11 protein-coding genes, 1 tRNA gene and 1 pseudogene are annotated in these 11,330 nt (G+C 65.9%); 5 read left to right on the top strand and 8 right to left on the bottom strand.

Translation table 11 applies throughout. From position 1 onward, the window contains the following. Positions 1-65 precede the first annotated feature (65 nt). Entirely contained in the window at positions 66-317 is a 252-nt protein-coding gene (locus NA10_RS15605; RefSeq protein ID WP_067568551.1) for a helix-turn-helix domain-containing protein, read from the top strand. 110 nt (positions 318-427) lie between these two features. Here the strand turns inward: NA10_RS15605 and NA10_RS15610 are convergent, their stop codons facing one another. The 4 genes from NA10_RS15610 to NA10_RS15625 form a co-directional block, all read right to left on the bottom strand. Then, positions 428-1,387: an MvdC/MvdD family ATP grasp protein gene (locus NA10_RS15610; protein ID WP_067568552.1), complete on the bottom strand. Its 960-nt coding sequence runs from the start codon at positions 1,385-1,387 to the stop codon at positions 428-430. A 7-nt stretch (positions 1,388-1,394) separates the two neighbouring features. Beyond that, complete coding sequence (locus NA10_RS15615) at positions 1,395-1,856, bottom strand: hypothetical protein (RefSeq protein ID WP_067568553.1); 462 nt, start codon at positions 1,854-1,856, stop codon at positions 1,395-1,397. Positions 1,857-2,026: 170 nt separating this feature from the next. Next, positions 2,027-2,443, bottom strand: a complete 417-nt coding sequence (locus tag NA10_RS15620) for an acyl-CoA thioesterase (protein WP_067568554.1) — start codon at positions 2,441-2,443, stop codon at positions 2,027-2,029. A gap of 153 nt (positions 2,444-2,596) precedes the next feature. Then, the gene (locus NA10_RS15625) at positions 2,597-3,094 is read right to left on the bottom strand and encodes a cupin domain-containing protein (protein WP_084514734.1); all 498 of its coding nucleotides are present in this window, start codon (positions 3,092-3,094) and stop codon (positions 2,597-2,599) included. A 71-nt stretch (positions 3,095-3,165) separates the two neighbouring features. Here NA10_RS15625 and NA10_RS15630 point away from each other — a divergent pair, with 71 nt between their 5' ends. Further along, on the top strand, positions 3,166-3,672 hold the full coding sequence (locus NA10_RS15630) for a MarR family winged helix-turn-helix transcriptional regulator (RefSeq protein WP_067568575.1): 507 nt from the start codon (positions 3,166-3,168) through the stop codon (positions 3,670-3,672). Positions 3,673-3,676: 4 nt separating this feature from the next. On the opposite strand, the gene NA10_RS15635 is transcribed toward NA10_RS15630, so the two are convergent. From NA10_RS15635 to NA10_RS15645, 3 genes are all read right to left on the bottom strand, one after another. Then, positions 3,677-3,749: transfer RNA gene (locus NA10_RS15635), tRNA-Ala, on the bottom strand. A 40-nt stretch (positions 3,750-3,789) separates the two neighbouring features. After that, positions 3,790-4,356 carry a TetR/AcrR family transcriptional regulator gene (locus NA10_RS15640; RefSeq protein ID WP_067568555.1) on the bottom strand — a complete coding sequence of 189 codons (567 nt, stop codon included), beginning with the start codon at positions 4,354-4,356 and terminating at the stop codon, positions 3,790-3,792. A gap of 187 nt (positions 4,357-4,543) precedes the next feature. Then, entirely contained in the window at positions 4,544-7,357 is a 2,814-nt protein-coding gene (locus NA10_RS15645) for an aconitate hydratase (protein ID WP_281180183.1), read from the bottom strand. Positions 7,358-7,612: 255 nt separating this feature from the next. Here NA10_RS15645 and NA10_RS15650 point away from each other — a divergent pair, with 255 nt between their 5' ends. Both NA10_RS15650 and NA10_RS15655 read left to right on the top strand, forming a co-directional pair. Further along, positions 7,613-8,176, top strand: coding sequence for an Rv1476 family membrane protein (locus tag NA10_RS15650; RefSeq protein ID WP_067568557.1), 564 nt, complete (start codon positions 7,613-7,615; stop codon positions 8,174-8,176). 334 nt (positions 8,177-8,510) lie between these two features. Next, positions 8,511-9,920 (top strand): NlpC/P60 family protein, encoded by a 1,410-nt coding sequence (locus NA10_RS15655; protein ID WP_067568558.1) that lies wholly within the window; start codon positions 8,511-8,513, stop codon positions 9,918-9,920. Here NA10_RS15655 and NA10_RS36740 read toward each other — a convergent pair. Further along, positions 9,910-10,143 (bottom strand): hypothetical protein, encoded by a 234-nt coding sequence (locus NA10_RS36740; protein ID WP_157556532.1) that lies wholly within the window; start codon positions 10,141-10,143, stop codon positions 9,910-9,912. The two genes, NA10_RS15655 and NA10_RS36740, sit on opposite strands and share 11 nt — an antisense overlap. A gap of 128 nt (positions 10,144-10,271) precedes the next feature. On the opposite strand from NA10_RS36740, the pseudogene NA10_RS15660 reads away from it, so the two are divergent. Further along, positions 10,272-11,330: pseudogene (locus NA10_RS15660) on the top strand (Fe-S oxidoreductase); the annotation flags it as partial.

The following is an 11,330-nucleotide window of genomic DNA, read 5'->3' on the forward strand; positions in this document are numbered from 1 at the left end:
CATTGATCACAGCCGTCCGAGTCTCTAACCTGGAGTGAGGCGCCCACGGCGACTCGGAGGAAGTCATGAGTGACAGGCCCGCACAGGGTAAAGCCGTATTGGGTAAAGGCACACGCGTGACGGGAAAGTCGCGAGACCGCCTGCAAACCCAGCTCAAGAAGCAGTATGAGGCGGGAGCGAGTATTCGCTCCCTGGCCCGAGATACCGGCCGCTCATACGGTTTCATTCACAATGTGCTGGTGGAGTCGCATGTGCAACTCCGCAGCCGCGGTGGTGCGAACCGCCGCAAGGCGGCGGCGAAGGCCGGGAGCAAGTAGCCGACCGGGGGATCGCAGTGGGTCGGCGGTGAAAACCGTTCGACCACTTGCGATATCGCGTGGCCATCGAACGATGTGCCGCGGCCGCCGGTCGGCGACCGTCCCGCTGCTCAAACGGTGACGGTGCCGTCGCCCAGCACCAGCAGATTGGCCAGCGACTCGAAGATCGGCAACCCGGTCTTGATCTCGAGATAGGCGAACTGTCCCTGCGGGTTCACCTCGAGGAACCAGACCTCGCCATCGCGGCCGACCCGCAGATCCAGCACCCCGAAGGCCAGTCCGAGCGCGCCCATCAGCGTGGAGAGCGATTTGCTCACCGAGGCGGGCAGGCGGTCTCGGGTGAAGGCCACCGAGGTGTCCAGGCGCGAATCCACCCGTCCCACACCGGCTTGCGAATCTATCCGCACCACCCACTCGATGCCGTCCACCCAGACGATGCGCAGATCGCATTCGGCGTGGATATAGTCCTGGAAAATGGTGGGGGAGTTGCGGATTCCCGGCAGCAGATCGATATCGGCCGGGGTCACGATGCGCGTCTCGGTGAACGCGCCGCGCCCGGTACCGGTGCGCTTGAACACCACCGGCCCGGGCCGCGATTCGATGAACGAGCGGGCCTCGCCGGCATCATTGGTGATGAGCGTTTCGGGCACCGCGAAGCCGGCACGATAGGCCGTCTCCAATTGCACCAGTTTGCGATTCGCGGTGCGGTCGGCACCCGGATCGTTCACCCACAGCGCGGGCATGGACCACAGCAGACCCTGGAGGAAGCCATCGCATTCGGCCTGCCGGTAGTCATCGTCCGCACTGCGCATACTGCCCGGCACCTGGGTCGGATGCGGGCGTCGCCACCACACCGAGGAGACCGCGTCGAGTCCGAGAATATGGGAGAGGCTGCGTGAGGTGCCGTCCCGGCTGACCCGGAAAGTGCCGTTCTCACGCGGGAAGTCACGCATATCGAGCCGAATCGGACTGAGCGCGTGGTGTTTACGAAGCGTGGCGGCGAGCGCATCGCCGTGCAGGTCGTCGGCTTCGGTGACAACGAGCACCGAACCCATGGAGCGGGCAGACATCCGAGCGTCAGTCGAGACTGTCGGCGGCGATGCCGTCGTCACTGCCGCGCAGCGAACGTGTCTGCACGCAGGTCATGGTGGCACCGGCGACGCCCGGGTTCGGGGTGAGCTCGAGACCGCGAGCCCAGACCTCGGTGAGCGCGGCCAACTCGTCATCGCCGCGGGCGGGGGAGTAATCCTGCGGAATCGTCGGCGGTCGCTCGGTGAGTTCGATACGACGGCGCTGCGTAAAATCCGCTGTGGCGCCGTTACGTACGCGGACGAATACCGGACGGCCCTCGCAGATTCCCTGCGCTGCCGCAACTTCCCTTTCGGTCAGGTCCAGTACATCCGCGCGATTCAGCGTCCAGGTGCCGTCGGTGACGCGCACGCTGATATGCCGATCGGTGGATGCTACGAGATAGCCGGATAGTGGCGGCGCAGTAGCGTCGATATGCGCTGACGCGAGGTGATGGAGGGCGCCGGTCATGCTTAACTCCGATCTGCTCGGGATTTGCTGCGGGGCCGAGCTTGATCTGAATCATATCCCTCGAGGGCGCTCGTTCGGTTCGCAACGAAATATTTCCAACGCTCCGGCAAACCCTACCGAGGCGTCGGAAACCGCTCAGCCTGAGACTTTTTCGCTACACCGCGCGCAAATCAGAGTCCGAGTACGCCGGGCGCTTCGGCGAGTCTTCGCAATGCCGCACCCGGATCGGCGACGAGCTTGCGGGCCTTCAGATCCATGACCCCGGCGGTCACCGTGATCTCGGCCGATACGGTGCCGTCCAGTTTCCGGATCTCCTGGCGCATCCGGAACACCTTGCCGTCGGCCCATTCGAAATCGCAGCTCACGGTCACTTCATCGCCCAGACGCAGTTCGCGGAAGTACTTGATGTTGTTCTCCAGCACCACCGGGCCGATACCGGAGTGGACCATCTTCTCGCCGGGTACGCCCGCCGCCTTCAGCATCTCCCAGCGCGCGTGCTCCGCGTACTGCAGGTATACGGCCTGATTGAGATGACCATTGATGTCGAGCTCATAGCCGCGCACGGTGACCGGAACAGAGAATGGCATGAATCGAACAACCCCGGCAATCGGACTCGCATTCCGGAAATTCGGTGGTCTGCCGCACAATCCGGCGATTGCCGGGCTACTCGGGGACGCAGTCGCCGCGGCGGTATTGCCGCAGGTTGGCGCGGTGCCGAACACGCGCGACCGGTTTGTCGTTCAGCGTCGATGGGCATTGCGCTCGGCCCACCAGTCCGGGCGGTCGATGAAGTGGTTGTCGAACTCCTCCTGCGCCGCGGCCAACTCCTCGAAGCCGGATTCTCCCTTGGCGATTCGATCCAGGGTGCGGAAGTACTCGAAGCGCTGTACGCCCGGCATGAGCGCGATCAGGATGCGCGCCCCGCTGTCCGGCGTGGCGCCGAAGGCGTGCGGCATCAGCTTGGGCACCACGATCGAGCCGCCCGCGGCGACGCTGACGATGCGATCGCCCGCGAGCAACTGGAGCTCGCCCTCGGCGACATAGAACAGCTCATCGGAGAGCGTGTGGAAATGCGGGGCCGCGCCGTCCGCACCCTGCTTCATGGTGACTTCGAGGGTGCTGACCGAACCACCGGTCTCGTTGGCGTCGAGCAGCAGTCGCATGGTGACGTTCTCGGTGAGCAGGGTCTCGGCCTCGTGCGGCTGGCGGAGGGCGACGGGGCGGGAAGTGCTGTTCATGGCAAGCTCCGAATTATTCGGTGAGTTATAGTTCGCTATCAAACTATATAGGAGCGAATAGAATGCTGTCCATGGGTGAAGCGAAATCAGATGCGGTCGACACCATCACCGCACAGTGGCACCACGAGCGGCCCGATCTGGACCTGGAGGCCATGGCCATCATCGGCCGCCTCGGGCGACTGTCCGTCGTGGCCGGGCGGCAGATCGAAGAGGTCTTCGCCGCACACGGATTGCAGCGCGGGGAGTTCGATGTGGTTGCGGCGCTGAGGCGTTCGGGCGCGCCCTATGAGCTCAACCCCTCGGTGCTGGCCGATACGCTCATGCTCTCGCGCGCGGGGATGACGGGCCGCCTGGATCGCCTGGAGAAGGCGGGACTGGTGCGCCGGATCGCCGATGCGGGGGATCGGCGGGCGGTGCGCGTTGCCCTCACCGATCGCGGACTGGAATTGATCGACCAGCTGATCACCGAGCACGTGGAGAACGAAACCCGTATTCTCTCGGTGCTTTCCGCGAAGGATCGCAAGGATTTGGACCGGATCACCCGGCTGCTGCTCGCGGATCTGGAGCGCGGTGAATGAGGGGCCATGACGGCGGGAATCGAACCCGCGACCTTCCACATGCAGTACGGACGCTCGACCTGCTGAGCTACATCATGGCCGCACGGAACCTAGCACTCGCCCGGGTGGGGCGTCGCGTCAATTAGGCCGTCGGATAGAGGCTTCCACGACATCGAGCACGGCCGCGAGGTTGTCGTTGGCGTGTCCCGAGGCGATGCGCGCGATCAAACCGTCCAGCACCAGGTCGAGATAACCGAGCAGCACGGTGGTGGGCACATCGTCGCGCAGCGCGCCCTCGGCCTTGCGGCGTTCGAGGCGGGCGACGGTCGCCGCGGTCAGCTCGACCGAGCGCTCTTCCCAATTGCGCCGGAATTCGGGATCGTTGCGCAGGCGGCGCGCGATCTCCAAACGTGTTCCGAGCCAGTCGAAATCCTCCGGGCGCGCGAGCATATCCCGCATCACCTGGATCAGGCCCTGGTTCGCGGCGACCTCGGCCATCCGCCCGGCGTCCTCCTGCGCCAGGGCCAGGAACAGGGCGTCCTTATCGCGGAAGTGATGGAAGATCGCGCCCCGCGACAGGCCGGTCGCTTCCTCCAGGCGACGCACGGTCGCACCCTCGTAGCCGTACTCGGCGAAGCAACTGCGGGCCCCGTCCAGAATCTGGCTGCGGCGCGCGGCGAGGTGGTCGTCACTGACCTTGGGCATGGACTCCTCCGAAACGGGATGTGCGGAATCTCCGCACCGATCTGAGATGACCGGTGCGGAAATCCCGCACTAGCGACGAGCGAAGCGATCCTGACGGACCGCGCGGCGCACAACGGCGAAACCGTTGCCCGCCACCACGACTCGACTGTGAAACAGCCCTTCCCAGTCGAGTCGCGTGTGGAGCGAACTAGCCGCGGATCATGTTCCGCAGCACGTACTGCAGGATGCCACCGTTGCGGTAGTAGTCGGCCTCACCGGGGGTATCGATGCGGACGACCGCGTCGAAGACGACCTTCTCGCCGTTCTCCTTGGTCGCGGTGACCTTCATGGTCTTCGGAGTCACACCCTCGTTCAGCTTGGTGATGCCCTCGATATCGAAGGTTTCGGTGCCGTCCAGCTTCAGCGACGCGGCGGACTCGCCGGCCGGGAACTGCAGCGGCACAACGCCCATGCCGATCAGGTTGGAGCGGTGGATGCGCTCGAACGATTCGGTGATGACGGCCTTGACGCCCAGCAGGCTGGTGCCCTTGGCGGCCCAGTCACGCGAGGAACCCGAGCCGTACTCCTTGCCGCCCAGCACGACCAGCGGGATGCCCGCGGCCTGGTAGTTCTGCGAGGCGTCGTAGATGAAGGCCTGCGGGCCGCCCTCCCGGGTGAAGTCGCGGGTGTAACCGCCCGAGACGTCGTCCAGCAGCTGGTTGCGCAGGCGGATGTTCGCGAAGGTGCCGCGAATCATCACCTCGTGGTTACCGCGACGCGAGCCCAGGGAGTTGTAGTCCTTGCGCTCGACACCGTGCGAGTCCAGGTACTGCGCGGCCGGGGTGCCCGGCTTGATCGGACCGGCGGGGGAGATGTGGTCGGTGGTGACCGAATCGCCCAGCAGTGCCAGCACGCGCGCGCCCTTGATGTCCTCGACCGGGCTCGGCTCCATCTGCATGCCCTCGAAGTAGGGGGCCTTGCGGACGTAGGTGGAGTTCTCGTCCCAGGCGAAGGTGTCGCCCTCGGGGGTGTTCAGACCCTTCCAGCGCTCATCGCCCTCGAAGACGGTGGCGTAGGACTTGGTGAACATGTCCCGGCTGATCGCCGTCTTGATGGTGTCGTCGATCTCCTGCGGGGACGGCCAGATGTCCTTGAGGAACACGTCGTTGCCGTCGTTGTCCTTGCCCAGGGCATCGGTCTCGAAGTCGAAGTCCATGGTTCCCGCGAGCGCGTACGCGATGACCAGCGGCGGCGAGGCCAGGTAGTTCATCTTCACGTCGGGGGAGATGCGGCCTTCGAAGTTGCGGTTGCCCGAGAGCACCGCGGTGACCGAGAGGTCGTTGTCGTTGATCGCCTTGGAGATCTCCTCCGGCAGCGGGCCGGTGTTGCCGATGCAGGTGGTGCAGCCGTAACCGCCGACGAAGAAGCCCAGCTTCTCCAGGTACGGCCACAGACCGGCCTTCTCGTAGTAGTCCGAGACGACCTGCGAGCCCGGGGCCATATTGGTCTTGACCCACGGCTTGGAGGACAGGCCCTTCTCGACCGCGTTGCGGGCCAGCAGGGCCGCGCCCAGCATGACCGACGGGTTCGAGGTGTTGGTGCAGGAGGTGATGCCCGCGACCACCACGGCGCCGTGATCGAGCACGAAGTCACCGCGCTCGGGATCGGATACCTTGACCGGCTTGGACGGCCGGCCGGTGTTGCCGTTGGCGGCCGAGGGCAGCACGGCATCGTCATCGGCGAAGGACAGCACGGCCGGATCCGAGGCCGGGAAGGACTCCTCGATGGCCTCGTCCAGGTGGGTGTGCGGGGTGGTCGCGGCCGGGCCGGACTCCGCATCGTTGGTGTAGTTGTGGATGTCCTTGCGGAACGCGGTCTTGCTGTCCGACAGCAGGATTCGGTCCTGCGGGCGCTTCGGGCCGGCGATGGACGGCACCACGGTGCTCAGGTCCAGCTCCAGGTACTCCGAGTACGCGGGCTCCTTGTCGGCGTCATGCCACAGGCCCTGTTCCTTGGCGTACGCCTCGACGAGCGCGAGCTGCTCATCGCTGCGGCCGGTGAGGCGCAGGTAGTTGATGGTCTCCTCGTCGATCGGGAAGATCGCGGCGGTGGAGCCGAATTCGGGGGACATGTTGCCCAGGGTGGCGCGGTTGGCCAGCGGCACCTCGGCGACGCCCTTACCGTAGAACTCCACGAACTTGCCGACCACACCGTGCTTGCGCAGCATGTCGGTGACGGTGAGCACCACGTCGGTGGCGGTGACGCCGGGCTTGATCTCACCGGTCAGCTTGAAGCCGACCACGCGCGGGATCAGCATGGAGACCGGCTGGCCCAGCATGGCGGCCTCGGCCTCGATACCGCCGACGCCCCAGCCCAGCACGCCCAGGCCGTTGACCATGGTGGTGTGCGAGTCGGTGCCGACGCAGGTGTCGGGGTAGGCCTGGCCGTTGCGGACCATGACGGTGGGGGCCAGGTATTCGATGTTCACCTGGTGCACGATGCCGACGCCCGGCGGGACGACCTTGAAGTCGTCGAAGGCGCCCTGGCCCCAGCGCAGGAACTGGTAGCGCTCGCCGTTGCGCTGGTACTCCAGGTCGACATTGCGCTCGAGGGCATCGGCGCGGCCGAACACGTCGAGGATGACCGAGTGGTCGATGACCATATCGGCGGGGGAGAGCGGGTTCACCTTGCTCGGATCGCCGCCGAGGGTGGTGACGGCCTCGCGCATGGTGGCGAGGTCGACGATGCAGGGCACACCGGTGAAGTCCTGCATGATCACGCGCGCGGGCGTGAACTGGATCTCGGTGTCGGGCTGGGCATTCGGGTCCCAGTTCGCGATGGCGCGAACGTGGTCGGCGGTGATGTTCGCGCCGTCCTCGGTGCGAAGCAGGTTCTCCGCGAGGATCTTGAGGGCGTAGGGCAGCTTCTCGGTGCCGGGCACTGCCGAGAGACGGAAGATCTCGTAGGAGTTGCTTCCGACCTCGAGGGTGCCCTTGGCGCCGAAGGAATCGATACTCGTCACTGTCAGCTCCACTCGTCTGTGAATGGGAGGGCCACCGGCGGGGCTGTGCCGATGGCTCGTCGAGGCGCAGGCCTCGTCCGTACTTCACCCTAACAGTACGCTTGTCCTGTGAACGCATCGGGGAGGTCCCCGAGCGGCCCGGAGTGTTTTCCCGGCGCCGATGTGCGGTTCTGCGAAGTTCATCCAGCGGGACAGTCGCAGCTTACGGCGTGCCGCGGTGAGGTGTAGAGACACGTCGTCGCGTACTGTGCGTTCGTGACCGTCTCGCGCGCCTCGGTTTTCACGCCTATGAAGGCGGAACTACCGCCCAACACAGACTTGAAGTCGATCTTGCTCGACCTGGCCGACAATCATGTCGCCGCCCCCAAGGATCGTAAGCAGGACGGTCTCGCCGCCATCGCCGCCGATGCGCGCGATCACGGCATCGATCTGAACATCGTTGTGGTGCAGGGCAACCCGGGCATCGAAGCGAATCTGCGGGATCTCGCGACCGCGGTCGGCGAGCGTGAGCACGGCACCGTGGTGGTGTTCAGCGACGATTGGGTCGGCACCTACAGCGATACCTTCACGCGCGCTCGGCTGGAGTGGGCCGAGGACAAGTCCAAATTTCGCGGGCCCGAGCACACCAGCGACGCGGCGCAGACCTTCGTGGATCGGCTGGAGCAGCCCGAGGCGGTGTCCTGGACCATCATCACACTGGTCGCGGTCCTCGCGCTGGCGGCGTTCATCGGCGGTTTGTACGCGGTGAAGCTCAAGCGTTCGGGTCCGGGGGAGCAGCCCGCGGTGCCGTCCGAGCGGCCGCGCACGCCCGTCGCCTGATCTCCGCTCTCGACTGGGTCACTCGTCCGACTCGAGCCTCGGCCGGGTCTCATTCGCTACCGCCTCGCTGACGGCCGGAAGGTTTTCCGGCCGTCATTTCTTGTCGGATGCGGTAATCGCGGCGCAAACCGGCTAATGGCTGGCAACGTCTGAATTGCCTTCAAGTCATTCCCGCGTGGCTGATTCATCCCGTGGCTGAAGTGTCGTACCGTTTCGCAACGACGCTGTTGGGGAAGAAGTGTCGAACGAGTCCCGAGTTTCCAGTGGTACTGGATGTTTCGACTGAGACTCGTGGTGTGTTCCCCGGGGCCAGAGCGGGAACCAGGGAGGTGCGATGCGAATACCGGCGAAACGTCAGTTGCGCCCGGGTCGGCTCGCCACGGAATTGCTGGCAGCGATGATCGTGGTGGCCGTGGGGATGACTACCGGCCATGCCACACCACCGCCACCCAATCCCAGCGACAGCGAAATCGCCCAGGCGGGCGCGGATGTCGACGCCACCGTCGGCGAGGTGGGGGCGCTGATCAATCAGGTCGCCACCGCCGAACAGCAGTTGCAACTCCTCGACGATGCCGTGGCCGCGCGCCGCGAAGCCGTCAACAAGGCCCTGGTCGACTTGCAGATCGCGCGGGACGCGGCCGATGCCGCCGCGCAGGCCGTGGGCAGCTGCCAGCGCGAGCTCACCGACGCCGGAGTGCAGGTGGGCACCGCGCACAAGCAATTCGACAGGTATGTCGCCCAGGTGTACATGCGGCCCGGATCGACCTCGCTCATCAGCTATATGGCCGCGCCCAGTCCGGAGATCGCGCTCGCCCGCGCGCAGGTGCTGACCATCGCCTCCAAGACCCAGCAGCAGGTCGTCGACGGATTGCGCCGCGCGCAGGTCCATCAGGCCAATAAGACCTCCGCCGCCAAACAGGCGCAGCAGGCCGCCGACGCCGCCGCCGCGGACGCCGAGACCAAGAAGACCGACGCCCAGAACGCCGTCGCCGCCGCGCAGGCCGAATTCGATCAGCAGACCGTGCGGCGCAATACCCTGATGCAGCAGCGCGATTCGGCCCAGCAGCGCCTCGAGACCGCGCGCTCCCAGGTCGCCGGTTTGCAGAGCCAGCGCGACACCTACCTGGCCTGGGACGAACAGCGCCGCAAGGACGAGGCCGCCGCCCGCGCCGCCGCCGTAGCCGCCGCGGCCCGTGTCAACGCCGACCGCAGCGCCAATGACCTTGCCTCCCTTGCCGCCTCGGGCCATCGCCCGCACACCCAACTCGGCAACTCCCCGCCCCCGCCCCGCTACACCCTGACCCGCCCCAGCGGCTCCCGCGCCGCCCTGGTCGAAACCGTGGTGGACCGCGCCATGTCCCAACTCGGCGTCGAATACGCCTGGGGCGGCGGCGATGAGGACGGCGCCACCCTCGGCATCCGCGACGGCGGCACCGCCGACAGCTACGGCGACTACAACAAAACCGGCTTCGACTGCTCCGGCCTGATGATCTACGCCTTCGCCGGAGTCGGTGTCTCCCTGCCCCATTACAGCGGTTACCAGTACACGATGGGCTCCCGAGTCCCGGTCGCCGACCGCGAACGCGGCGATATGCTCTTCTGGGGCCCGGGCGGTTCCCAGCACGTGGCCCTCTACGTGGGCAACGGCAAAATGGTCGAAGCCCCCCAATCCGGTGACGTGGTCAGGGTTTCCGCGGTCCGCGAGGACGGCATCATGCCGTACGCGGTCCGCATCATCTCCTGACCCGTGAGCATGGCGGCGGTGGCGAAACCGCCGCGCCGGGCGAGTTCGGAGTGCGGGTTGGGAGCAGGGCTACCGGGTCGAGGAAGCCCTCACTGCCGTGGGCGAGCAGGGCGCGGGCGATGGCGGGCTGGTCGGGGGCCTTGTCGCGGCGCATCCAGATGTCCAGCGCGGGTGGGGCCGCCAGGTCCGGGGCTACCGCGTCCGCGCCGCCGATCGTGCGCACCTCCCAGGGCAGCTCGATGCTTTCGTCCCTGTCGAATCGATGATAGCTTGACGGGAGATATGTAAGTTACTGGGCGGTAACAAGATTCGGTTATCGCCCGGTGAGTCTCGGACCGGGGGGTCGGCGCTTTGAGTACTGCGACAATCACATTGGGGATCATCGGCGGTGTCATCACCCTGCTCAGCTGGGGATCCCTTATTGCCGGACTGACGCGGATGATCCGGGTTCTTCGTGCGGGGCAACCGGATCGTTCACGGCTGCGGCCGGTGCTGCCGCGGGTGAAGACCGTGCTGGTCGAGGTCGGCGCGCATACGCGGATGCACAGGTTTCGGACCGTCGGGTGGGCGCATTGGCTGGTGATGGTTGGGTTTCTGCTCGGGATGGTGTTCTATTTCGAGTCGTACGGGCAGACTTTCGATCCCGCGTTCCACTGGCCGATCGTCGGTGACACCGTCGGCTATCACCTGCTGGAGGAGGTGCTCGGTGTCGGCACGGTGATCGGGATCGTGACGCTGATCATCATCCGCCAGGTGAATCATCCGCGGCGGCCCGCGCGGCTCTCGCGGTTCGGCGGGTCCAATTTCGTTGCCGCGTATGTCATCGAATTGATCGTGGCCACCCATGGTTTCGGTGATGTGCTGGTCAAGGCCGGGAAGATCGCGACGTACGGGGGCGGGTACGCGTTGCGGGATCCGGTCACCATGCAGGTGGCACGGGTGCTTCCGGCGAGTCCGGTGATGATCTCGGTCTTCGCGTTCGTGAAGATGCTCGCGGGCGCGGCATTCCTGTATTTCCTCGGGCGCAAGCTCACGTGGGGTGTTGCGTGGCACCGGATTTCGGCCTTCTTCAATATCTACTTCAAGCGTGAGGGTGCCGGTGGCGTCGCGCTGGGAGCGGCCAAGCCCATGATGTCCGGCGGCCAGGTGCTGGAGCTGGAGACCGCCGATCCGGATGTCGATGTGATGGGTGTGGGAAAGGTCGAGGATTTCAGCTGGAAGGCGTTGCTGGACTTCACCACCTGCACCGAATGCGGTCGCTGCCAAGGTCAATGCCCGGCGTGGAATACCGGAAAGCCGTTGTCGCCCAAGCTGCTCATCATGTCGCTGCGCGATCACACGTACGCGAAGGCTCCCTATCTGCTCGCCGGTGACGGCAAGGTGCCGGAGGCCGCGCGGGTTGAGGCGGAG

Origin of the sequence: Nocardia acidivorans NBRC 108247 (genome assembly GCF_001625085.1) — a bacterium.
GTDB classification, from domain to species: Bacteria; Actinomycetota; Actinomycetes; order Mycobacteriales; family Mycobacteriaceae; genus Nocardia; species Nocardia acidivorans.